The sequence below is a fragment of the Sinomicrobium pectinilyticum genome (genome assembly GCF_003725735.1).
Lineage (GTDB): Bacteria > Bacteroidota > Bacteroidia > Flavobacteriales > Flavobacteriaceae > Sinomicrobium > Sinomicrobium pectinilyticum.
This window is the reverse complement of record NZ_RJTM01000073.1, coordinates 1-25,019: the sequence shown is the minus strand read 5'-3', so window position 1 is coordinate 25,019 and position 25,019 is coordinate 1. Positions and strand designations below refer to the sequence as shown.

Sequence of the window (25,019 nt, the reverse complement as noted above, 5' to 3'; positions counted from 1 at the left end):
ATAAACTACGTATTAATACTTATTTTTATTTTGCAAAATACGTATAATACCGTATATTTGTCCTGTCTCTAAAAACACGTGATGATCTCAGTCAACCAGGCCCGGCAATTTATTCGGGACCATAGTCCCACTCCGGTAATTACGGAATCTGCTACAGGCACTGCTCTTGGAAAAGTACTGGCAGCTCCCGTGTATGCCCCTTTTGACCTGCCGCATTTCCGGCAATCCGCCATGGATGGTTATGCCATACGGCATGGCAGGGAAAACTACGTAGTAAAAGGCGAATCAAAAGCAGGGGACAACTGTACCTTAAAACTCGCTGAAGGGGAAGCCTGCAGGATATTTACCGGGGCAATGGTTCCCGAAAATGCAGACACTGTGGTTATACAGGAACACACGACGGTATCCGGGCAAAACCTCATACTTCATAAAATTCCCCGGGCAGGGGCCAATATCCGTGCAATAGGAGAACAAATACGAAAAGGAAGCCCGGTCTTACAAAAAGGGACAAAATTGAATTCTGCCGGTATAGGCATGCTAGCCGGTTTCGGAATAGAAAAGGTGGAGGTGTTTGCTGTTCCCCGGATCGGTATTATAGCTACCGGAAGCGAACTGCTCTCGCCTTCCGACAAACCCGAACCCGGAAAAATATATGACAGTAATACCCTGATGCTGAAAACGGCATTAATTGAGAACGGTTGTCCCGGGGTAAATATTTACCGTGCAAAGGATGAAAAAACGCACACAGAACACATCATAAAACAGGCGTTGCAAGAAAATGACATACTTCTCATCTCCGGGGGGATCTCTGTCGGGGAATACGATTTTGTACAAGGTGCCTTACGGGCAAACAGGGTAAAAGAAATATTTTATAAAGTGAACCACAAGCCGGGAAAACCGTTGTGGTTCGGAAAAAAAGATCGTAAAACCGTGTTTGCACTCCCGGGAAACCCGGCCTCCGTCCTAACCTGCTTTTATATTTATGTACTACCGGAGCTAAGGAGACAAAGGGGAATTACTGAACCTGAAAACAAATGGTACCGGGCCCGGACAAAAAGTAAAATACTGAACCCGAAGGAAAAAACGATGTTTTTAAGAGCATATATTGAAAACGGGATTGCAGAAATACCGGACGGGCAAAGCTCTGCCATGCTGCATGGTTTTATCACCGCAAATGCCATAGCCATGATACCGGAAAATACCTCTGTCCTTCATGAAAACCAATCTATAGAATATATGCTTATGGAATATAACTGATATCTTACAATTATGCCTGATGGGGCCGGATTTTCTCTTTTCTGTGCATCTTTGCGCATTCTCAGTGTACTTTTGTACAACAGGATGCTCCCGTCAGGTTACTGCCAAGAATCACTTGGAAATTAAAAAATACCTGTTGCCATAAACGAGCAATTATGATGAAAAACACCAATAACAATTCCCCTTTTGTAAGCCTTGTGGGCGCAGGTCCCGGAGACCCGGACCTGTTAACGCTAAAAGCGGTTAAAGCGCTGGAAACGGCCGATGTAATCCTGTATGATGCACTGGTAAACAAGGAGATCCTCCAACACGCCGGTGCAACCGTTAAAACGATCTTCGTGGGAAAGAGAAAATCGTTACACGCCTGCTCTCAGGACGAAATAAATCAATTACTGGTTGATGAGGCGCGGAATTCCGGGCATGTCGTAAGGCTGAAAGGCGGCGACCCTTTTATTTTCGGGCGGGGTGGTGAAGAAGCGGCTTATTTGACCGAACACGGCATCCCGTTCCGCGTGATTCCCGGTATATCGTCTTCAGTTGCCGTTCCTGCAAACATCGGCATACCGGTCACGCACCGGGGGATTTCGGAGAGTTTTTGGGTAATTACGGCTACCACTTCATCCGGAAGACTTTCGGGCGACATAAAAATGGCAGCCCGGTCCGGTGCCACCGTTGTCATCCTGATGGGAATGAATAAACTTGCAGAAATAACAGAGGTATTCAAGGCCGCGAAAAAGCCGCATACCCCCGTAGCGGTTATCCGCAACGGCACCTGCAACAACCAGGAATATTGTATCGGTACCATAGAGAACATTCTGGATAAAGCAGAAAGGGAAAAAATCGGACCCGGGATCATAGTTATCGGCGAAGTTGTAAAACTACATCACCTGCTGTCACAAGATAGTTTTTTACCTGTAGCATGGCATACGGATGATGAATTTATTTACCAGAATCTGGGTTTAGATACCGTTCCGGCTTAAATGGTACACTCAAAGATTATTGTTTGAACCCGCTAAAGACCTTTTTCCCGAACGAAGTTTTGGAGGCTTCACAAACCGGGCATTTATAATTTTCCGGAAGATCTTCAAAAAGAATACCGGGAGCTATCTCCTGTGTGATATCTCCGTAAATTTCATCATAAACGGTTAGGCATTCCCTGCACTGAAATACTTCTTTACGCTGCTCGGTTATTTCCCTGTCCGCTTTTTTACCATCCTCCTTTTTACTTCCCAATTGCTCGAAATACATCTGACTAAGTTCCATTAAAAGCCCCGGAAGCGCATCCTGGTCTATATCCTGGACATAGGTAATGTATTCCTTGGTATTGGGGTCAAAATCTTTGGCAAAAAGCAGGTTGAAGGTATCCCGGATACGGAATCCGTTAATTTCGGAAGGTTGTATATTCTTCTCTACTACTATGGAAGTAAAATAATAGTAATGCCTGGTATGTTCACTAATAGTAAAAGTAAGCCCGTATGTGGAAATATCATTCTGATCAAAGTTGGCAACCAGGTATTGTTTTAATTTCAGTAATTCTTCATTGGCTACCGGTAAATGCCAGTTTAGTTCCAGCATGGAATGCCTTACGTTTATACCAAACCTTCCCAGCAATTTTTCCCACTGTAGCTTAGAACGTTCCGGTATTCCTTTAATGATGAAGGATTTCCACGGGGTAATACATATTCTCCCAATTTTTAATTCGGAACACAGATCACACATGGCCTTTAAGAACTGCAGATCGTAGCGGTTGTTTCGCCAGTACAATCCGAGCCAGTATTCCCCGGTGCCCGTACGGTTCATTCCTTCGTAATACGGAAAAGGGTAAAAAGGTACCTGCAGAGGTTTATCTATTGTCTTATTATCCGTTTCGATCGCATCATTCAGAAGATCGAAGAGGGTTTCTACATTTTCGGGCTCTTCCTGCAGCAGGTCTTCAATGGCCTCTCCTATCCTGGCTATGTCCCAGCTGTAGATAAGCGCCGGGTACATCTCCATGTTTTCCCAGTCGGGAAGCCGGATATACAGGTACCAGTAATCTTCCCTTTCGGAAGCGATGAAATTAAGATGGCCCATAAATAACGGGACCAGTCTTTGTTTTGGTTCGGTAATATTAATCTTCAGTTTCGGAAAATACCTGATCTGTTCCAGGATATACAAATACCGGTCGCCGGTAATCCAGGAAGTCGTCGGAAAGATGTCAGTGGAAACATAAGAACACACTATGTTTTCGCTCCGGAACCCGGAAGTGGAATCCAGGAGGTTAAAGTCTTTAAAATCGAGTCTTTTCCCGGATTCGCTTTCCCGGTATTCCGGAAAAAGGATATCCTGTCTGGACCCGAAGGAAATACTTTTTAAGCCGGACAGCTCCGCATTTTCCACTACTTTTTTTAATTCGGCAGGAGACAACACCCCTCCTTTGATCAATAACCTGGGTATCTGCTTTCTCATACCAATGCTTTTGAATTATGCAAAAGTTCTCTTACTTCCGATTTACAGCTTCCGCACCCGAGGCCGGCCCCGGTCTGGTTGCACAATTCGGTAAAATCCCTGCATCCCCCGGAAATAGCTTCTTCGATATTTCCTGTCCCGACCTGGCTACATGAACAAACCAGTTTTCCTTTAACGGGCTTACTTCCTCCCGACCCTCGCAACAGCACTTCCCTTTTGTCTGCCAGTTCCATTTTACCTTCTATCAGTCCTTTGAATTCGGCAAATTCGTTTTTATCCCCCATTAAAATGGCGCCCACCAGCAGATCATGCTGTACTATACATTTCTTGTAATATTTTTTTTTCAGGTCCAGGAAAACAATTTCCTCGTAACTATCGTCATTTTGAGGGATCTGGATATCACCCACACTGCATACATCGAGATTGCTGAACTTGAGGATATTCATTAAAACCGACCCGTTATACGAACTGCTGATATCCCCGGCCAAAAAATTGGCCAGAACCGCAGCCTGTTCTTCTGCTGCGGAAGTTATACCAAACATTTTGTCTTTATATTCCGCAATTTCGCCGAGTGCAAAAATATCGGCATCCGAAGTCTGGAGGTGCTGGTTTATCTTTACGCCCCTTCCGCAGACTATACCCGCTTCTTTTGCTATTTCAATATTGGGGCGCGTACCTATGGCATAAACTATGGCATTGGCATTGAGTATCCGGCCGCTTTTGAGGGTTATGTTCAGCTCCCCGGAATCCTCGGTGTTAAAGACCGTACTTACTTCGTTATCAAAATACACCTGGATACCCCGTTCGTGAACATCTTCCTCCAGGAGCTTGCTCGACGTAATATCCAGTTGCCTTTCCATGAGCCGGCTGGACCTCTGAACAACCGTAACATTCACCTGGTCTTCCCGGAGTGCGGCAGCCAGTTCCAGCCCCAGCAGCCCCCCGCCTACAATGACCACATGCCTTTGCTGCGGATCGGGATGCGTGGTTTCCATGAATGCCTTAAAATCGTCCGCATCCTTTTTATTTCGCATTGTAAACCTGCCCGGAAGATGCAGCTGGGCATCTTTGGGGGCAAAGGCGCGGCTTCCGGTGGCCAGGATCAGTTTATCGTACGGATGTCTTTCCGCATTCTGGTCGATCACCTCTTTGGTATTCCTATCGATCTTCTCTACGGAAATTCCCGCTTTGAGATCGATATTGAGTTTTTCCAGGGCTTTCTCTTTTACTTTCTGCAACTGTTCCCAGCTCAGGTTTTCCGTAATATACTCCGGCAGTAAAACCCGGTTGTAGAACGAATCGGGTTCTGAGGAGAATACGGTGATTTCGTCCTCCGAATTGTGTTCCCTGTAATTTTGCACAAAGCGGAATGCGGCTGCCCCTGCGCCTATAACTATGATTTTTTCTTTCTTCTTTTCATACTTATTAATGCGTACGGCGGTATACTTAAAATCGGGCTCTTTGGAAATGGGGTCTACGATACCGCTGGTCAGGTTATTGGTCCTGTTCAGGTCGCTTTTTAATTTCTTGCCCCAGTGCATCGGGATAAAAACGACACCTTCCCGGATATTTTCGGTGATTTTCGCACGGAGCCTTACCTGCCCGTATTTACTGGTAACTTCGGTCACATCCCCGTTCCGGATACCTTTTAAATAGGCATCTACCATATTAATTTCCAATACCGGATCGGGGTAATGTGTTTTTAATCGTGCCACCTTACCCGTTTTGGTCATGGTATGCCATTGATCTCGTACTCTTCCCGTGGTCAATACCAGGGGATAATCGGGCTCCTTCTGTAAAAACCCGGGATTGGTGACTTTGGGAATATTGAAAACAGCCTTTTGTGACGGGGTATAAAATTTCTTGTCCTGAAAAAGCCTGGGCGTACCGGGATGCCGGTATTCGGAAACCGGCCATTGAAACGTGCCTTCGTTCTTAAGGCGATCGTAGTTTAAGTACGAGATGTCTATATGGGTTCCTTTGGTCATCTGGGCATATTCCTCGTATATTTCGGGCGTATTCCCATAATTAAACCCTCCGAATCCCATACGTTGTGCAAAGTCACAGAGGATATCCACATCCGGTCTTGCCTCGCCGGGCGGATGGATATATTTGGGAAGGTAAGAGATCCTCCTTTCCGAATTTGTCATGGTCCCTTCCTTTTCCAGCCATCCCGCTGCCGGAAGCACCAGGTCCGCATGTTCGATGGTGTCTGAATTCCCGGATATATCCTGAACCACCACAAACCGTGCCTTCTTTAAAGCTGCTTCTGCTTTTTTGGAATTGGGAAGGCTGACCATAGGGTTCGTACAGATAATCCAGATGGCCTTGAGTTTTCCGTCCTCCAGGGCATCTATCATTTCGGTGGCCGTATACCCGGGCTCAGGATTGATTTTTTCCACGCCCCAGAAGCTGGCTACTTCCTCCCTGTGTCCGGGATTGGCCAGGTCTTTATGCACGGCAAGTAAATTGGCCATTCCTCCTACTTCCCTTCCTCCCATGGCATTGGGCTGCCCCGTTAACGAAAAAGGGCCGCACCCGGGTTTGCCTACCTGTCCGGTAACCAGTGACAGGTTGAGCAGGGCATAATTTTTCTCACTACCTATTATGCTCTGGTTCAGCCCCATTGCCCAAAAACTCATAAAACCGCCCGATCTCCCGATCATCATGGCTGCTTCTTTGATATCTCCTATGGTTATCCCGCAAATTTCAGCCGCTTTACTGAATGAAACTGCCTGCACGGCCTCCCTGAACTCCCTGAATCCTTCCGTATGGTTTTTGATAAAATTCTTATCTACATATCCTTTTTTAAGAAGGTACCTCCCTATGGCATTATAGAGGTATACATCTGTTCCCGGCAAAATTTGTAAGTGCAGGTCCGCAATGGCTGCCGAATCTGTTTTCCGGGGGTCCACAACAATGATCTTAACATCAGGGTTTTTCTGTTTGTGATTTTCAAGTCGCCGGAAAAGGATCGGGTGACACCATGCCGGATTGGCCCCGGCAATCAGAAAAGTATCCGCAAGTTCTATATCCTCGTAATTTCCAGGTACGATATCTTCACCGAAAGTCTTTTTGTACCCTACGACGGCAGAGCTCATACAGAGCCTGGAATTGGTATCAATATTATTAGTGCCGATAAATCCTTTTACCAGCTTGTTGGCTATATAATATTCTTCCGTCAGGCACTGTCCCGATACATAGAAACCAACGCTGTCCGGGCCGTGTTTTTCAATGATCGACCGGAAGACGCCTGCCGCCCTGTCCAGAGCCTCATCCCACGATACCCTTTCCCTGGGATGGGACCTGCTCCAGCGCATTTCGGGGTACAGCAGCCTGTCCGAAGTATCATTGACCACATAATGCAGGTTCATCCCCTTGGAGCAGAGCATACCCTTATTGACGGGATGGTCTTTATCTCCTTCCACTTCCACGCGGTTCCTTGCATTTTTACGTACAACGACCCCACATCCCACACCACAGTACGAACACGTGCTTTTCACTTCTTTTTCCAACATACATTGCCGGTTTTATACAAATTTGAACTATTTATACAACAGATAAAAGAGAAATCGAAATAATTGAAGTATAAGAAATTGTCCCTTGTTTTTTTTGAACAATCCGGATAAAAAGGGTACCTGTATTAAAAATTTGCAGGCTCTGCCCTCAGGGAATGTTTGATTTCTTCATTCGCCAGTTTTTCATCTCTGGCAGAAAACCTGATAGCAAACGAAACCACGCCGGAAATTATCACCAGTATTCCTATCAGCAAATACCCATGGGACACTGCTGCGGAAGATGCCGCGGCCTGTACCGCCTTAACGGCCTCTTTCCCCATTCCTTCACTTGCTGCGATGGCAGCTTTTTCTGCGCTCCCCGATTCAAACTTCAAAAGCAGGGCTGCAAGGAAAGCCCCCACATTGCCACCTGCCCCTACGATACCCGAAATAGTACCTATGGCCTTTTTATTGATAAACGGCACTACCGAAAAAGTCGCCCCTTCCGCCATTTGCACTGTAAGGCTGAACACAATCAGAATTCCGATTGCCACATACAGATTACCGGATATTCCCGAAAACAATACAAGTACGGCTCCCTGGACCATCAGGATTACGGATAAAAACCAAACCCGGCCTCTCAGTCCTTTCGATTTGCCGAACCTGTCCCCGAAAATCCCTCCCAGGGTACGGGCAAAAATATTCATCAGAGCAAAAGACAAGACAATATTCCCTGCAGTTATCCTTTCCAGTTGAAATGTATTTTGAAGATAATCGTCCATAGTCCCGTATACGGTCAGTTCAATTCCGAAACAGCTTGCGTACACGACAAAAAGGATCCACACCCTGTAGTCTTTCAGCACCTTCAGGAACCCGATCTGATCTTTACGGATTTCCGGCCGGTCACTTTTCTTCAGTTCGGAGAAATTTCCTTCCGGCGTATCCTTAGTGAACAAAAAATATACAAGCCCCATGCACAAACACAGGATTCCCGCAACAATAATGGCATAACGCCAGGCAGAAGCTTCCGAAACTCCCATCGCCACGACCAGGGCGGCGAGCAGGGGCATTCCCAGCCTGTTGGCCCCTCCTCCCAGGTTTCCCCATCCGGCGGAAGTGGCATTTGCAGTTCCTACAATATTGGAAGAGAACATCAGGGAGGTATGTACCTGGGTAATCACAAAGGAAGCCCCTATAAACCCTGTCAGGAACCTGCAGAAGAGAAATTGTAAGGGGGTCTGCACAAAACCGGTGAGAATAACAGGTATGGCCCCCAGCATCAACAACCCGGTATAACACTTCCTGGGGCCGTATTTATCACATAGTTTTCCTATCAGCAAACGGGCAAAAACAGTACCGGCAACCGCCAGTACAGTAGCATTCCATTTCTCAGCAGGTGTGAGGCCAAGATCGGCCACGACACTCGGCATAAAGGGCACTATCCCGAACCAGGCGAAAAAGCACAGAAAAAATGCAATGGAAGAAATCCAGAATGTCCGGATAGGAATACTTTTGAAATTCAACAACTCTAATCTGGCAGCTTTTTTGGAATCATTTTTTTTCATAACGCATATTATTTGCAACTAAATTAAGTAAAATTACTTAATTAACTACTTAATAATATACGTATTTCAAAAAATTACGAACTTATAAAAGTCGCTGCATATGAGGAAAGCGATATTGTAAATTGCAAAATTTTAAGCGGTTAAATTTCAGATATTATCAATCAGGATTCCTACAGGTTATATTCCTTAGCCTTATTGGTCAGTTCCGCAAGGTTCTTTACTTCGAGTTTTTTCATCAAATTAAACCGGTGTACTTCTGTCGTGCGTTTACTTATGTTGAGTTCTTCCCCGATTTCCTTGTTACTCCTGCCTTCCAGTATAAGGTCCAGTATCTGTTTTTCCCTTCTGGTCAGATGAAAAGGGGCCTTGCGGTCCGGGGTTTTTCCGGCCCCTTTGAAGGTATCTCCTCCCTTACCGGAAAAATGGTTGATCAGTACGGTGGAAATATCGCCGGAAAAATACTTTTCCCCATGCATTATTTTGTGCAGGGCCTTTAAAAATTCCTCTTTACTGGAACCTTTCAGAAGATACCCGTCCGCCCCCGCCTGTATGGACTGAACTACGTATTCTTCGGAATCGTGCATGGACAACATCAGCGTTTTAATACGGGGCTTCTTTTGCTTCAGTTCCCTGATCATATCAATGCCACTCATGTTGGGCATCCTGATATCCGCGATGACCAGGTCCGGGGTTTCATTCTCAAGAATGCGGAGGGCTTCGTCCCCGTCGGAAGCTTCGTTTATAACTTCAATTTCCTCCTGTTCTTCCAGCAAAGCTTTTATCCCGTCCCTGACCAGTACATGGTCGTCAACAAGGAATATACGTAATTTATCACTCATCCCGATTAAGATATTTTATCAAAACTAATGATTTTTTACGTATTTACAGTACAGACAGCGGGATGTTGATCGTTACGCGGGTTCCTTTTCCCTCCTGTGAGTTTATGAATAACCGCCCGTCAATATACCGGATACGCTCTTTCATGTATGAAATCCCCATCCCCCCTTCACCGTTCCCCGGCTTTAATTTCTTAGGATCAAAGCCTTTTCCGTTATCATCGATATTAATACTCAGGAGGCTATCGCTATGAGAGACACTTACGATAATCTGGGATGAATCGGCATATTTTATGGCATTGTTTACCGCTTCCTGTGTGATCCTGTAAATATTGATCTCGGCCAAAGAGTCCAGCCGGTGATCAAATCCCGTTTTATCGTAAAGAAAAATGGTCTTGCCCGTAAGTTTGGACAGTTCTTCCGTCAGTTTATTCAGTGCCGGTACTATACCGTGATCGCTTAATTCCGGGGGCATCAGGTTAAAAGTAGCCGTCCTTACCCCTTTTATAATCTTCAGGGTCAGATCCTTCAGGTTATCGATTTTCTGAGCTGCCCTTTCCGGCTTACCGATGTCTATGCTTTGCAGGTTAAGGCTCAACCCCGTAAGCATCTGTCCGATGCCGTCATGGATATCCTTGGCTATCCGGTTTTGTTCCTGTTCCTGGTTTTCGATAATTTTACTGGAAACCAGTTTCTGGCGGTTCATTTTTTCCTCAAATTGTTCTTTGGTAAGCCGTTCTATTTCCAGCTGGGCTTCTTTCCTGGAGGTGATATCGGTAGCAATGATCAGGATTTCCCATTTGTTATTCCCGGGGTTATAGGGAATCAGTGACATTTCCATCCATATATTTTTTCCTGAGGAAGAAGTTACCTTCACCTCACCCTGCCAGTTTTGCCTGGAATTCTGGTGCAACAAGGCCTCGATCTCTTTTCTGTCCGCTTCATTCACGGAAAACAGGTCCTGGAACTTATTGAAAGTGTGGAGTTCCCTGATCTGGAATATCCTGGAGAATTTCTCTCCCAGTTGTATTATTTCGCCATCGGGATAGACCCTGGCAAAAAGCAGTGTCTGGTTTATGGCCTGGTTAAGCACTTTCAACTCCTTGACCGACCTGTCCTTTTCCTGGCTCAGCTTATCCGCATGGTATGCCATTTTCCTGGCTTTTTTTTCGGAAGCAATAAGTTGTGAAATCGTATTTCTGACTGCTTTGGCCGTTGGAAAGAAAATAAAAACAAACTCGCACAGGAGTACGAGGAGCGTAAAACAGGTAAGGATGATTTCCAGGCGTTCCAGGCGCTTTACTTTTTGGCCGGCTTCTTTTTCGTACTGGTTGACAATCCGGTCCATTCTTTCGAGGAATGCAGACTCATTTTCCAGAATGTTTACTATTGCCGGCCTCAACACGCCCACATCGGCCGCTTCACCGGTTTCTACATACCCGATAATATAGTTGGCCGAACTTTCCATGTTTTCGAAATACGGGGTTATTTCGCGAAACATGTCACGTATCGTATCCGAATTATTCTCCGGCAGGCCGTATTCTTCATTTCCGTTTATCAGTGTCCGCTGGGAATCGGCCCATAACGAAACCGTCTCCCGCATTTCGGCCGCTATTTCCCGCTCGGGAATACTATCCCCCGCATGTAAAAGCTGCATGGTCTCCCTGGACAGTTTCTGGCTTAACATCCGCTGTCTTCCTGCAATATTGATCACAGTGGAATCATTTTCCTGGTCGTCCAGAAAACGATGAATAAATACCTGGCTTACCAAAACCGAAATAGCAATGGCACTTAGCGCTAAGATATAAAGGCGTTTTAACTTACTAAACGTATGCCACTCTATTGAAGACTGGTTGGCTTCCGACATTTTTAATACAATTACAAGAGTACTTTCCGGGATCTGTTCCGTATGATCTTCGGGAAAAGATCCGAAAGATCATTCCGAAAATCCAATATACACATTTTTATTCTCTATTTTCACAGGATAAACGGCTATTTTATATTCTTCCCCGTTTAAATTTGAACCGTCTTCCAGAGAAAAGGTCTTTTTATGCAACGGGCAGGCCACTTTGGGAATACCCGCAGATTCGCCGATCATACCTCTTGAAATTACCATTTCCAGTTTATGGGGACACAGGTTCTGGCAGGCATACCACTTCCCCATTCTCCCGAAATTAAAAACGGCGATCTGCTTTGTTTTGTATTTTACGCACACTCCACCGTCACTGGGAAAGTCGCTTATTTTCCCTGCCAGGAACCACTCCCGGATCTCCTGTTCGTTAACTGTCCTGTATTGGTCCAAAATTTCTTTCATCTGTTAATATTCAGTTGTTTTTCAAGGGTCAGACGGAAATCGAAAGTTCATAAAGTCCATCTGAATAACAATTTTGCGGGTTTATATTCCCATATCATATCCGTTGGTATCCGAAACCCTGTTACGGGCGTCGCATAACCACTACTTTATCTCCAGGGTTTTGGCATTTTTTGTTCCCGCATCGGGACAAATTCTATTGAACTATCCGTTTCATCGGAGTTTACGAAATGCCTGAACCTTTTCATCATTTCGGGGTCTTCGATAGCCTGCTTCCATTCACAGACATACGAATCCACCAGGTTTTGCATTTCGTCTTCCAGGTCCTCCGCAATACCGAGACTATCTTCGATGACAACCTGTTTAAGGTATTCTATCCCTCCTTCGAGTTTTTCCAGCCAGGGTGCAGTCCTGGTAAGCGGGGGTGCAGTTCTTATATAATACATTAAAAAACGGTCGAGATATTTTATACAGGTTTCATCATCCAGCTGTTCTGCCAGGAGTACGGCATGTTTGGGCGTGGCTCCCCCGTTACCGCACACATATAGATTCCATCCTTTTTCCACTGCGATAATACCGAAGTCCTTTCCCCTGGCTTCCGCACATTCGCGTATACACCCGGAGACCCCGCCTTTGAGTTTATGCGGCGATCGCAGTCCTTTATAGCGTTCTTCTATCCGGATGGCAAAGCTCACGCTTTCGTGCATACCATAGCGGCACCAGGTCGACCCCACGCAACTTTTTACGGTCCGTAGCGACTTGCCGTAAGCATGTCCGCTTTCAAAACCCGCCTCGATAAGTTCTCTCCATATATCCGGCAACTGATCCAGTTTTGCCCCGAAAAGGTCTATTCTCTGTCCTCCTGTAATTTTACTGTACAGGTCATATTTTCTGGCTACCTGTCCCAGTACCATCAGTTTTTCCGGGGTAACTTCTCCCCCAGCTACCCTGGGGACTACCGAATAGGTACCGTTTCGCTGAATATTGGCCAGAAATTTATCGTTCGAATCCTGTATTGTCACCTGTCTGTTGGCCGTTTCCATGTAAATGCTCGCAAAAACGGATGCCAGCACCGGTTTGCATATTTCGCAGCCGTGTCCGCTCCCGAAAAGGTCCAGCGCTTCATTATAATCTTTTACTTTATTGATCTTTACGAGGTCGTAAAGCTCCTGTCTGCTGTAGTTGAAATGTTCGCAAATGGTTTCTTTAACCTCTTTTCCCAGGGCCTTAAGGCTTTCACCCACCAAATCCGTAACCATGGGCTTACACCCCCCACACCCGGTCGTAGCCTTGGTCCGGTTTATGACATCCTTTACACTCTGGCACCCTCCGCTGTTGACCGCTTCGCAAATAGCCCCTTTGGAGATGCTTTCGCAGGAACATATTTGTGCCGTATCGGGCAGATCCATTACACTCCCGGCGGAAGTTTCCCCGCTTTTATTGGGAATAATCAGATCTTCAGGAGTTTCCGGGAGTTTCATTGTATTTATGTACAACTGAAAAAGAGTGTTGTAATCAGAAGAATCTCCTATTAAAATACCTCCCAGCAGGGTTCTGGACTCTTTGTCTATATTTATCCTTTTGTAAATACCGGAAAATTTATTTTCGAATACAATGGCCGACGCACTGTTACCGTCGACAAAAGGATCTCCGAAACTCGCTACTTCCGTTCCGATCAGCTTTAACTGTGTAGACATATCTATACGCTCCACCATGCGTTTGTCTCCTCCACAGATCTGGTTTACCGCAATTTCGGCCATGGCATAGCCGGGGGCGACCAGCCCGTATATCCCGCCATTGTAATAAGCCACTTCTCCTATGGCATATATAGATGCGTCGGATGTCTGCATTTTATTATCCACCCAGATACCTCCGCGTTCCCCGGTCCTAAGGCCGGCATTCCTTCCCAGTTCATCTCTCGGCCGGATCCCTGCGGAAATGACAAGCATATCGGTTTTTAACTGAGAACCATCTGCAAAATGCAGGGCTTCTATCCTGTTATTCCCGTAAATTTTGCTTGTAGATTTGTTCAGGTAAATCCCTATGCCCATAGATTCTATTTTGGTCTGTAACATGTTACTGGCCGAATCGTCCAGTTGTCTGGGCATTAAGCGCGGGGCAAATTCCACCACGTCGGTTGCCAAACCGAGTTCTTTTGTGGCATTGGCCGCTTCCAGGCCTAAAAGCCCGCCTCCCAGAATAGCTGCCTTTCCGCCATATTCTCTCCTGGCCTTTACAGCATACTGTTTAATAGCATCCAGGTCTTCGATGGTCCTGTACACAAAAACACCGGGGGTGTCAATACCCTCTATATCCGGGACAAACGGGGCCGATCCCGTAGCTATAATCAGGTAATCGTAAGGGTAGATATTATTTTTGTGGTCTGCAACTATCTTTTTCTCCCTGTCAATCTCACAGATCAGGGAAGAAGTATGTAGCGTTATACCGTTGTCTTTATACCACCCCGAAGGAGCCATACTGAGTTCGCTGGCACTTTCCACAGAAAAATAGGCGCTCAGATGAACACGATCGTAAGCAGCCCTGGGCTCTTCTCCAAAAACCGTGATCTCAAATTTTTCCCCCGAACCTGATGCGATAAGTTTCTCACAAAACTTATATCCTACCATACCGTTACCTATAACTACGATTTTTTGCATAACTAAGTATTTTATACAAAAATAAGTATTATTACTTAATAAAAGTAACTAGATCCAATTATTTATGGAATAGCAAAAAAACAATACCCATAATGAATAAAACGCATAAATTACCGATCATAAAAGAAATATAGTCAATATATATTTCTCCCGATCGTAACCTGTAGATATTAAAAAAGGTTGGAATAACTAAGTATTTTGTAAATGCGGGTTTCTTTTTCTCTTTATCCGTAACCGCAAAGTCGCGTAGGAAAGTATATACCGGATAAAGCATTACGGTTTCAGAAACCGTCCGGAATTTACAACAGTGTCTCCAGGAGATATCCGGTCACGGACCCGCCTATGACAATAAAAGCACTGTTCATTTTCCTGAAGGCAAAAACGGCTGTTAAACTGAGAACGGCTATTAAAATGGTACGCCAATCTGTTAAGGTATCTTTTGCCATCTCTACACAAACCGCTATGATAACGGCTACTGCGGCAATATTCACTGCATCCAGGAAGGCCGTGAATACTATTGATTTTCGCATTCTGGAAATGAAGGGGTTCAGTATGGCCACAAAAATAAAAGAAGGAAGAAAGATACCAACGGTAGCGACGACCGCCCCGGAGAAACCGTTTAACTGCCAGCCGATAAATGTAGCGGTGGACAGGACAGGCCCCGGGGTGAACTGCCCCACGGCAACGGCGTCTATCAATTCCTGTCTCGTCAGCCACCCGCCATCCACCAATTCGGCATCCAGGTAGGCAAATAACACATAGCCGCTTCCGTATAACAAAGCACCCACTTTTAAAAAAATCCAGAAAACCTTTGCTGAAGTTACGGATTTGGCTGCCTGAAAGAGTATGAGCACCACACTTCCGTTTAAATTATTTTTGGAACCGGAGATAAGATACAGGGCCAGTCCGGAGATCCCGCAGGCAAATAAGGCAAGAATCTCATGCACCCCCAGAAGGCATGCTATAAGTGTCATTCCTCCAAGAATACCAAGTTTTACATTTTTAAGGGCTTTTTGGCCAAGCCTGTAAACGGCTCCCAGTATTATGGCTATCACCGCCGGTTTTATACCGTAAATATAGGGTTCTACTTCAGGCAATTGCCCATATTGCTTATATAACCAGGCAAAGACCATAGTAATGGTAACGGCGGGAAAAATAAAACAGGCCCCTGCCGCTATCAATCCTTTCCACCCGGCCCTTTCATACCCGCAATGCATTGTCATTTCGGTAGAATTGGGACCCGGGATCAGATTGGTAGCTCCCACCAGATCGAGAAAATGCTGCCGGGACATCCATTTCTTTCTCCTGACCACTTCGTCTTCCATCATGGCTATATGAGCAGCAGGCCCTCCAAAAGCAATACTACCCAGTTTGAAGAACAAAAGAGCTACTTCTTTTAGTTTATCCGCCATTTTTCGAAACCATTTTGTCCACCGACCACAAACCACCGCCTTTTACAATAAGAAAAAAACTTCCCAGAAGCATGGCCCAGTCCGTCCTGCCGGCATGCATCATCTCCCAAAAACCTTCGTTCAGCAGGATTTCGCGTTTTGTTGTTGTTATGGCAATCAGCATTATCGCTACAAGAGGTACACCTGCCAGCCGGGTGAGAAAGCCCAGCAGGACAAGTATTCCGCAAAGCACTTCAAACGTTCCTACAAATCCCCCTAAAAAATCGGCAGCGGGAAGACCGATCTTTTCCATCCTGCCTGCTCCGCGAAGGGCCGGGAAAAGAAACTTCTGTAGTCCTTCCGACAGGAAAACGGTTCCGACCATAAGCCGGATTATAATCGTGGCTCTCGAATTATCGGTTCGTATTATTTTTTGCAACATTATCCTTTGTCTGTATGGTGATACATCCGTAATCCGTTAAAGCGTATCGGGGAACACCTTTGTGTGCCGCCCCGCATATTACAGGCTTTAACGGTTAATAATAAATCAAAGGGCGGGTAATTTACCTTCACCCGCCTTGTGGCTTATTTTTTATGTAGTTTATATGATAATGCTTCATGTCATGTCGCCTACATGAAGATGTCCTATGTTGTCTGCGTTAAAGTATAACATATAAGTTACACAATACGTTCATTACAGGTCAGGCCGAACTACACTTTCCTGAAACTGCAAAATACAAAATTCTGTATATTACCCGCAGGGGTCTCATGATCTGTATAGATACATTTTATTCTTTTAAAACAGTCTTTGAACAGGTTGGTCATGGAACTATCGGAATACTGTTGTATTTGTATTCCGCTGCATTTCTCCGGGCCTTTTTCGGAAAAAGTGCCGATTACCAGGAACCCCTCTTTTACCACATGATTCCCGACAATTTTCACATAATCCGAAATCTCCTTTTCATCCGTCAGAAAGTGAAAGGCTGCCCTGTCGTGCCAGAAGTCGTACTGTATGTCCGGTTGAAAATTTGCTATGTCTTCTACGATCCATTTTACTTTTTTCGCCTGTTCCCCCAATCTTGCTTTTGCCCTTTCAATAGCTGTTTCCGAGATATCCAGGACACTGATGTCCTGGTATCCCAGATGAAGCAGGTGGTCCACAAGAAAACTGTCTCCCCCTCCGATATCCAGGATTTTTGCAGTTTTCGGAATTCCGGAATCTTCTATAAAGCCGAGCGAAACTTCCGGTACAGGTGCGTACCAGCTAACTTCTTCGGGCGATTTGGTTCCATAGATCTGTTCCCAGTGCTTTTTTCTGTCCATATTCTGTCCATATGATGAATAAAAATAGTCATACTTATTGTCAAAGCCAAGATACTACTTAAAATTCGGAAACACCTTCTGATTTATATGTCCGGTAATGGCTGTCCCTTTTAAACCTTCTGTTTTATCCCATTAAAGAAGCCTGGTCCCTCAACACTTGTTCTTAATCAACAAAAGGCCCTTCACCTACATGATGCTGAGGATTGTTCGGCTAAATACGTCGCGGGCTTACTTCAAAGCCATTGGTATTAACGGTATCCGGTGATGGGAATTTCGCGTAAAGGGTTTCCTCCGTCTATATATAATTTTCCGTTTTCGGTCAGGGCTCCGGCTATTTTTGGCAGCGCCTGCTCCCCTTTCCCGGGATGTCTTCCGTCCAGCGCCCCCACCCGTACGGCAAATGCTATATCAAAAGGCTGTTCATCCGGTTCCAGAAGAAAATCTTCAACGGCTGCTTTTCTAAAACTCAACCGGCCGGAGCGGATTTCTTCCTCCGAATTTTTTACTGCCTGTGCGATGGCTTTTTCTGAACGGTCGATAGCCAGTACATACCCCTTACCTATGTGTTTTACAATTTCCCGGGCAGCGGCACCCGGACCGCAACCGATCTCCAGAACCCGTATGCCCGGCTTTAACGGTAGTGCCTCGACAACGGCCTTAAGACGCTGTGAGCATGTTCTTTTCTTATCCATCCTTAAACTTTGATATCATCCAATTCCCCTTGTTTTCATTATCCGGACCGGGAAATCCGTTCCTGATATGTTCTCTGTGGTATTATGCTGACCGGGCTGCGCGAACCTATGGATCACCACTTTCATTATCCCTGTCAAAACCCCATGAGCCCGGCTTTGGACCTGCTCGTAAAATAGTACCGGTAACATATTTTCGGTAAAGATTTTACGATTATTTGAAATCATTAGCTTATTTACAAAAAATATCGTACATTTGCAACCAGTTTATTAATTTTACTGACAACTATATTTTATAAAGTTCGTTGCACGTTGCATTTGACAGGTATCGGTTTAAGTTGGCTCTTCAAGAATTCCCATTTAACATTACTTTCTCATCTTTGTAATCCATAAAGCTTACTCTTATAGAATAAGGCGCAAATGTTTTCTGATCAAAAACATTGGAACATTTATTTATTGGAATTAAATTAAAAATTTATCAAAGAATTATTTTTTTCAGGATCAAAAATTTTCGATCCACCGGTTACAAGACAAAATCTCATTTCAAATTATTTAAAAAATACTGGGAAAAGCAGATTAAAGGATAGAACAACAATGTCCGGTTCCATCTTTATATATTTCCTGTTTTTTATTTCTCTCCCTCTTATCTTTTCTGTTTTTTATTTCTTAAAGGGGCCAGGCACCTTCTTTTCGCAAAATTTGAACCCATCATGGCAATTGTGGACGTTGCTGTGCATTAATATTGTCTTTGCAGCCTTTACTATCTCTATAATCCGCCTTCCGCGCCGGGACGGACATCCTTTTAATATCAAGAATTTAACAACAGTAAAGAATTCAATGCGACAGCCGTTCCATGCAGTGGAGATTATTCCGGATGATGAAGTGGATAAGAACAGCCCACACAACAAATTCTTTGCCCTAAAACAAAACGAATACTGATGAATTACAGAAAAAAAATAAATACGAGAAGACCGCAGCCCAATAAAAGGGCAGCCTCAACATTAAGTCCCCATGTACTGTTAAGACATGCCGAGATCGCCGGGGGTACGCCCGCATCCTATGTATCCGAACAAAGCTATGCGGATATGGACCTTCACCCTGCCCTGAAAAGCAACCTGTTGAAAAAGGGTTATAAGAAACCCACGGAAATCCAGGAAAAAACAATAGAGAACCTGGTCCACGGACATAACATGATAGGTGTTGCTTCAACAGGTACCGGAAAAACAGGAGCTTTTCTGATCCCAATCGTCCAGCAGTTACTCACTACGGACAACACTACCTACCTGATTGTCGTACCCACCAGGGAACTTGCACTGCAGGTCCGGGAGGAATTCGATGAACTCAGTAGGGGATTGAGATTTTCCGCCACCTGTTTTATCGGGGGTACGAGTGTGGGAAAAGATCTTGTGAAGGCAAGGAAAAAAAGTCATTTGATCGTAGGTACCCCGGGAAGGCTGATTGACATGATCAATCAAAGGGCCCTGAGCCTTAAGGGTATTACGGGACTGGTCCTGGATGAATTTGACCGTATGCTGGACATGGGCTTTGTAAATGATGTAAAAACCATCGTTTCCCTTATGCATTCCAGGAAACAAACCATGTTGTTCTCTGCTACGGTAAAACCTTCGCAGGAAGCATTGATCCGGGGACTTGTGGAAAATCCCATAAAAATTACGGCCAGCAGCGGAGCGGAATCCAGTAATAATGTAAAGCAGAGCATGATCAAAATCCGCGACGGTGAAAATAAGTTTGACGTTCTGTATAACCTTTTGCGTGAAGATTCGTTTAAAAAGGTAATACTGTTTGCCGAAACCAAGAGGACTGTGGACAAAATAAACAAACAACTCATAAAAACGGGGATTAATTCCGATGTAATACACGGTAATAAATCCCAGAATTACAGGTCAAAGGCCATCCAGTCGTTCAAATCCGGAAAGATCAGGGTCCTGGTAGCTACCGATGTGGCTTCCAGAGGTATCGATGTGGATAATGTTACCCACGTAATCAATTACCAGATACCGCAAACGCTGGACAGTTATATCCACCGAATAGGAAGGACCGGCAGAGCAGGTAAAACAGGTATGGCATATACATTTATTAATTAATTATTAAAACCATTAAATCATGAAAGAAGGAATTGTAAAATTTTTTAATACCGAAAAAGGATTCGGTTTTATTACTCCCGACGATTCTTCCCAGGACGTATTCGTTCATCACAGCGGATTAATCGATGAGATCAGGGAAAACGACCGTGTGAAATTTGAGACCACACAAGGATCCAGAGGGATCAATGCGGTTAATGTAGAGGTCCTGGACTAACCCCGGGGAAGATAGCCCTGGCAAGGACCTATCGGACGAAATACTCCTCAAATAGCATAAAAAATCAGGCGGATCTGAAAATCCGCCTGAATTATTATCAGTTCCGTATGCCCGGATATCCGCCATTCTGGTGGTACTACCCTGTTGTTTTACGGTCAAGCAGTATTCATCCTTATATTTATGAAAGTATTAATATGCCGGGGGTTGCATTTTTACGTCATCTTTATTAACTTATGTTACCGTTTTTATGATGACGAACAACACTAAATTTATCAGGTTATGTATTCAACATCACAATTATCCGCATCCCAGACGCCTTACCAGAATTTCATCAAAAATTTTGAAGATTCTCTGGACATTATTTTCAATCAAACGGCAGACATTAACCAATTAAGCCTTTCCAGGGGGTTACCTACCAAGATCTGGAAAGATATTATGAAACTGAACCCCTTATCGGTAGCCATTCCGAAAAATTACGGCGGAAGGGGTGTTTCGGTTAAAGAATGTCTGGGGGTACTGTCTGCGGCATCTTATCAATCCCTTCCCTTGTCATTGACATTCGGGATTAATATAGCCCTTTTCCTGGAGCCGCTGGCCAAATACGGCAATGATAGCATTAAGCCCGGGATCTATAAGAATTTTATGGACAAAGGGGCCATGGGAGGATTAATGATTACGGAGCCACAGTACGGTAGTGATGCGCTCAATATGAAAACCAGCAATCAACTCCTAGGAGAAGAATACCACATAAAAGGACTTAAACACTGGCAAGGGCTCACAGGTATGGCCAATTACTGGCTCATCGCCTCCCGGAACATAAACCACAAGAATGAGCTGGCCAGGGATATCGATTTTTTTGTTTCGGACGAATCCAAAAAAGACCAGAAGATCGAAGTCCTGGAATACTATGACAATGCGGGACTTTACATGATCCCCTACGGACGGAACAAAATTGACATCAAGGTACCCGCAAACCACAAATTGCAACCGCATTCCACCGGGTTAAAAATGATGCTCGACATCTTGCACCGAAGCAGAATGCAATTCCCGGGAATGGCCATGGGCTTTCTCCAGAGACTCATGGATGATGCCATAGAACATTGCCAGAACCGTATGGTGGGGAATGCTAACCTGTTTTCTATGGACCAGGTACAGTACCAATTATCCAGGATGCAGTCTTCATTTACCATATGCTCCGCAATGTGTGCCAAGAGCACCAATATCAGCGGTATTGAAAACGATGTGGCTTCCTCTGGCCTGCAGGCCAACAGTATGAAAGCTTTAATCACCGACCTCATGCAGGACTCAGCCCAGACTCACGTACAGCTCTCCGGTGCAAAAGGATACAGGATCAGTCATATCGGGGGAAGAGGTATTATGGACAGCCGTCCTTTCCGGATATTCGAAGGGTCTAATGAAATGCTCTACACCCAGATTTCCGATATTGTCCTTAAAGAAATGAAAAAATCGGGAATAAACCATGTAGCCTCTTTCGCAGCACAGAAAGACGAAACCCGGATGGCTGCCGAAGTATTTAAAAAAGAACTTGATTTTTCCATCGACGGCCCCTTACCCCAGAGGAAATCTATTGATCTGGGTAAAATACTGGCACGTGTTGTTTCCGTAAACGATGTCCTGGAACTGAACAACGCCGGATTCAGCCAGCAGCTAACCGACAACTGCATAGAAGTAATACGCGAAGAAATTTCGGTCTTAAACCATACCATGCACAACCATACGGGAACGAAAGCATTGGAGGATTATAAAGACAAGAGCAACTGGATGGATTTTGCCTGACTTTTTTAGTTGTTGGTGCAAGGAGTTATTTGATTATTGGGTTCATCAGTTATTCAGGCAGTCTTATAAAAGCCATGCAAAAAAGCGCCTTCTTTCAAATGAAGGCGCCATAAAAAAGGCTATGAAAAATAAATCTTCTTAACTAAAGAGGGGCCTGGGACAATCAGGCTTCTTTCCGGATCAGGACGAAATCCATTTTCCGGCTTATTCGGTATAAGTGAAATTTATCCTAAACCATGTCTGTTCACGATAAAATGTCCTGAGGCCAAAGCTTTTCCGATCCGGAACAGCGATTTTCTGCTTATGCCATCTTAACCAGGTAATATTTTTTTCGCAGCCAGAAAGAAACCCTTACCAGGAGGATCAGCGCCGGGACTTCTACCAGCGGGCCTATGACCCCCGTAAAAGCCTGTCCGGAATTCAGCCCGAATACGGCGATGGCTACGGCGATAGCCAGTTCAAAATTATTACCTGCAGCGGTAAAAGCCACCGCAGCATTCTTATCATATGTCGCTCCCATTGCTTTGGTCACAAAAAATCCGATGAGGAACATCAGTGCAAAATAGATAAGCATGGGTATGGCAATAATAACCACATCTGTCGGTATTTCCACTATTAATTCTCCCTTAAGGGAAAACATCACTATAATGGTAAATAAAAGCGCTACCAATGTAACAGGGGAAATAGCGGGAATAAATTTCCGGGTATACCAGTCCTCCCCTTTTACTTTTACGAGGATGAGCCGACTCAGGATACCGGCCAGAAAAGGAATCCCCAGATAAACAGCCACACTTTCGGCTATGGTCCCTATGGAAATATCCACAATGGCACCTTCAAAACCGAACAGGGGCGGAAGTTTTGTAATAAACAACCAGGCATAAAAACTGTAACCGAACACCTGGAATATACTGTTCAGGGCTACCAGTCCGGCGCCGTATTCGCTGCTTCCCTCCGCCAGATCGTTCCACACCAGCACCATGGCGATACACCGGGCAAGTCCTATAAGTATTAATCCCACCATATATTCGGGATAATCCCTTAAAAAGGTAATGGCAAGAAGGAACATCAATACAGGCCCTATGATCCAGTTCAGTAACAAAGAGACGGACAGGATCTTTACATCCCTGAAAACTCTTGGCAACAGCCTGTAGTTTACTTTTGCCAAAGGGGGGTACATCATCAGGATCAGTCCTATGGCTATAGGAATATTCGTAGAGCCACTTCTGTAGGAGTCAATGGTTCCGGCAACGGAAGGAAAGAGGTATCCGAGCCCGACACCAACAGCCATGGCCAGAAATATCCAAAGGGTAAGATAGCGGTCTAAAAAGCTCAGTTTCTTTTTCGTCTTATTCATTTTCTAGTTATTTATCTCAGAGAATACGTAAAAGAGTTCTGTGGCTATCTGTAAATTCCTTTCCCTGTATTTTTCCTTTTGCTGTGGAGTGCCGTCATAAACTTTAGGGTCTTCAAAAGTTACCGGTACCCTTTTTTCGGCCCCGGCGATAAAGGGACAGCCTCCGTCGGCCTGTGAACAGGTCATAACGGCTGCAAAACCGGATGCGGGATTAAAATCATCATCCAGTTTTTTAGAAAACCCGATTACGGGATGTTCATTGTCCGCATATTTGATGGCGTATACCGGGTTACTTCCCTGCGACAGCCTCTCGATTTTAAAACCCGTAGCTTCCAATATTTCCGCGACCATAGGATACAATGCCGTGGCCTCCGTGCCACCCGAATAGCAGTATACGTTCCGGATATTAAAATAATGTGCCAGCGTTTGCGCCCAGACCTGGGACAGGTGGCTCCTCCGGGAATTGTGCGTACAGATGAAATTGATACGTATAGCTTCACCTGTACCGGCTTTATGCCGGATAAAATCGATTAATGGTTGCAAGGTTTCTTTTCTACCGGCCGGAATATCGCCAATAGCCAAAGTGGCAATGGTATCTTCTATCGGTCCGAAAATCGTGGTTTTCGTATTCATATCTTGTTTTTGGAGAGTTAAGAGTTAACAACAACCTGATCCCGGGGTGCAGCCCGCTGCCTGCAGATCTTTATCCCCTACCCGGTTTGCCGCTTGCGGAATGCCGCATTTATCCCTGGCCAGGCAATCGGTCTGTTTGGCGGTAAGTAAGAAATTTTTTCCGTTAAAATCAAGCCCGAACTTCCCGATCGTATCCCCCTGGTATTCCACTTCGATCTCCAGGTCCCCGATTTCCAGTACCCGTTCCGAAAGCTCTATGATATGAACCAGTTTTTCGGGGTGCAGGCGATGATCGTAATCGTCGGCTTCCCATAATTGAAAGTTTACCACTTCCTCCTTGCGGACGGTACCGCCACAATCGATAAAATCCTTTTTTACCCTGCCTACCTCCGTAACGTGAAAATGACTGGGCACCAGAGAACCATCCGGTAACTGAAAAGCAATAGTTTCCAGTTCCCCTAAATACTGTTTTATTTCCGAAAGTTTCATAACATATTATTTATTTATCGCAATGAAGCGATGATTAAACTCAAATTTTTTAACAACACTCTTCCCCGTCCTGCAGGCCCTGACCCAGGAAATCCTGCATGAGCCTGCTCATACTGTTCCAGTTTTCTTTATCAATGCAGTAACATACGCGGGTACCTTCAATAGTTCCTTTAATCAGCCTCATGTTCTTCAGTTCCTTTAAATGTTGTGATATCGTAGGTTGTGCAAGGCCTATTTCGTCTACCAGGTCTCCGCAGATACAGGTATTGATCTTAAATAAATGCTGAAGAATGGCAACCCGTGCGGGATGACCGATAACCTTGGCAAATGCGGCAATCCGGTTTTCTTTCTCGGAATAGATATCTGTTCTGGTAACTCCCATCGGTTTGATATTAATTATATTGCAATATTACGATTAATTTTATTTTAAACAAAGATTTCATCTGTTCATTT

The 25,019-nt window shown here is 44.9% G+C and carries 20 protein-coding genes; 5 read left to right on the top strand and 15 right to left on the bottom strand.

Annotated elements, in window-relative coordinates; all coding sequences use genetic code 11:
* Positions 1 to 81: 81 nt before the first annotated feature.
* Entirely contained in the window at positions 82 to 1,257 is a 1,176-nt protein-coding gene (locus ED312_RS10820) for a molybdopterin molybdotransferase MoeA (protein ID WP_123216033.1), read from the top strand.
* Between the two features lie 155 nt (positions 1,258 to 1,412).
* Complete coding sequence (gene cobA / locus ED312_RS10815) at positions 1,413 to 2,237, top strand: uroporphyrinogen-III C-methyltransferase (RefSeq protein ID WP_317125675.1); 825 nt, start codon at positions 1,413 to 1,415, stop codon at positions 2,235 to 2,237.
* A gap of 16 nt (positions 2,238 to 2,253) precedes the next feature.
* Here the strand turns inward: cobA and ED312_RS10810 are convergent, their stop codons facing one another.
* From ED312_RS10810 to ED312_RS10755, 11 genes are all read right to left on the bottom strand, one after another.
* The gene (locus ED312_RS10810) at positions 2,254 to 3,705 is read right to left on the bottom strand and encodes a rubredoxin (RefSeq protein WP_123216032.1); all 1,452 of its coding nucleotides are present in this window, start codon (positions 3,703 to 3,705) and stop codon (positions 2,254 to 2,256) included.
* Complete coding sequence (locus ED312_RS10805) at positions 3,702 to 7,223, bottom strand: nitrate reductase (protein ID WP_123216031.1); 3,522 nt, start codon at positions 7,221 to 7,223, stop codon at positions 3,702 to 3,704. Before ED312_RS10805 ends, ED312_RS10810 begins: the two co-directional genes overlap by 4 nt.
* 125 nt (positions 7,224 to 7,348) lie before the next feature.
* Positions 7,349 to 8,767, bottom strand: coding sequence for a NarK family nitrate/nitrite MFS transporter (locus tag ED312_RS10800; protein WP_123216030.1), 1,419 nt, complete (start codon positions 8,765 to 8,767; stop codon positions 7,349 to 7,351).
* A 170-nt stretch (positions 8,768 to 8,937) separates the two neighbouring features.
* Entirely contained in the window at positions 8,938 to 9,606 is a 669-nt protein-coding gene (locus ED312_RS10795) for a response regulator transcription factor (protein WP_123216029.1), read from the bottom strand.
* Positions 9,607 to 9,649: 43 nt separating this feature from the next.
* Positions 9,650 to 11,470: a sensor histidine kinase gene (locus tag ED312_RS10790; protein ID WP_123216028.1), complete on the bottom strand. Its 1,821-nt coding sequence runs from the start codon at positions 11,468 to 11,470 to the stop codon at positions 9,650 to 9,652.
* A gap of 69 nt (positions 11,471 to 11,539) precedes the next feature.
* Positions 11,540 to 11,917 (bottom strand): nitrite reductase small subunit NirD, encoded by a 378-nt coding sequence (gene nirD, locus ED312_RS10785; protein WP_123216027.1) that lies wholly within the window; start codon positions 11,915 to 11,917, stop codon positions 11,540 to 11,542.
* 146 nt (positions 11,918 to 12,063) lie between these two features.
* Positions 12,064 to 14,571 carry a nitrite reductase large subunit NirB gene (nirB, locus tag ED312_RS10780; protein ID WP_123216026.1) on the bottom strand — a complete coding sequence of 836 codons (2,508 nt, stop codon included), beginning with the start codon at positions 14,569 to 14,571 and terminating at the stop codon, positions 12,064 to 12,066.
* Between the two features lie 299 nt (positions 14,572 to 14,870).
* Positions 14,871 to 15,983, bottom strand: coding sequence for a chromate efflux transporter (gene chrA, locus ED312_RS10770; protein WP_123216024.1), 1,113 nt, complete (start codon positions 15,981 to 15,983; stop codon positions 14,871 to 14,873).
* Entirely contained in the window at positions 15,973 to 16,404 is a 432-nt protein-coding gene (locus ED312_RS10765) for a DoxX family protein (protein WP_123216023.1), read from the bottom strand. Before ED312_RS10765 ends, chrA begins: the two co-directional genes overlap by 11 nt.
* 269 nt (positions 16,405 to 16,673) lie before the next feature.
* Positions 16,674 to 17,285, bottom strand: a complete 612-nt coding sequence (locus ED312_RS10760) for a class I SAM-dependent methyltransferase (RefSeq protein WP_123216022.1) — start codon at positions 17,283 to 17,285, stop codon at positions 16,674 to 16,676.
* A gap of 248 nt (positions 17,286 to 17,533) precedes the next feature.
* The gene (locus tag ED312_RS10755; protein WP_123216021.1) at positions 17,534 to 17,977 is read right to left on the bottom strand and encodes an SAM-dependent methyltransferase; all 444 of its coding nucleotides are present in this window, start codon (positions 17,975 to 17,977) and stop codon (positions 17,534 to 17,536) included.
* 935 nt (positions 17,978 to 18,912) lie between these two features.
* Here ED312_RS10755 and ED312_RS10745 point away from each other — a divergent pair.
* The 3 genes from ED312_RS10745 (at position 18,913) to ED312_RS10735 (ending at position 22,090) form a co-directional block, all read left to right on the top strand.
* Positions 18,913 to 20,079, top strand: coding sequence for a DEAD/DEAH box helicase (locus tag ED312_RS10745; protein ID WP_123216019.1), 1,167 nt, complete (start codon positions 18,913 to 18,915; stop codon positions 20,077 to 20,079).
* Positions 20,080 to 20,098: 19 nt separating this feature from the next.
* Positions 20,099 to 20,293, top strand: a complete 195-nt coding sequence (locus tag ED312_RS10740; protein WP_123216018.1) for a cold-shock protein — start codon at positions 20,099 to 20,101, stop codon at positions 20,291 to 20,293.
* Positions 20,294 to 20,572: 279 nt separating this feature from the next.
* Positions 20,573 to 22,090 carry an acyl-CoA dehydrogenase family protein gene (locus tag ED312_RS10735; RefSeq protein WP_123216017.1) on the top strand — a complete coding sequence of 506 codons (1,518 nt, stop codon included), beginning with the start codon at positions 20,573 to 20,575 and terminating at the stop codon, positions 22,088 to 22,090.
* Between the two features lie 301 nt (positions 22,091 to 22,391).
* Here ED312_RS10735 and arsB read toward each other — a convergent pair whose 3' ends face one another.
* Genes arsB through ED312_RS10715 form a run of 4 tightly spaced genes read right to left on the bottom strand, consistent with a single transcriptional unit; the run spans position 22,392 to position 24,948 of the window.
* Complete coding sequence (arsB, locus tag ED312_RS10730) at positions 22,392 to 23,444, bottom strand: ACR3 family arsenite efflux transporter (protein ID WP_123216016.1); 1,053 nt, start codon at positions 23,442 to 23,444, stop codon at positions 22,392 to 22,394.
* Between the two features lie 3 nt (positions 23,445 to 23,447).
* A complete protein-coding gene (locus ED312_RS10725) occupies positions 23,448 to 24,077 on the bottom strand; it encodes an arsenate-mycothiol transferase ArsC (RefSeq protein WP_123216015.1) in 630 nt (209 codons plus the stop codon).
* Between the two features lie 24 nt (positions 24,078 to 24,101).
* Entirely contained in the window at positions 24,102 to 24,566 is a 465-nt protein-coding gene (locus tag ED312_RS10720; RefSeq protein WP_123216014.1) for a DUF6428 family protein, read from the bottom strand.
* A gap of 49 nt (positions 24,567 to 24,615) precedes the next feature.
* Positions 24,616 to 24,948 (bottom strand): ArsR/SmtB family transcription factor, encoded by a 333-nt coding sequence (locus ED312_RS10715; protein WP_123216013.1) that lies wholly within the window; start codon positions 24,946 to 24,948, stop codon positions 24,616 to 24,618.
* Positions 24,949 to 25,019 lie beyond the last annotated feature (71 nt).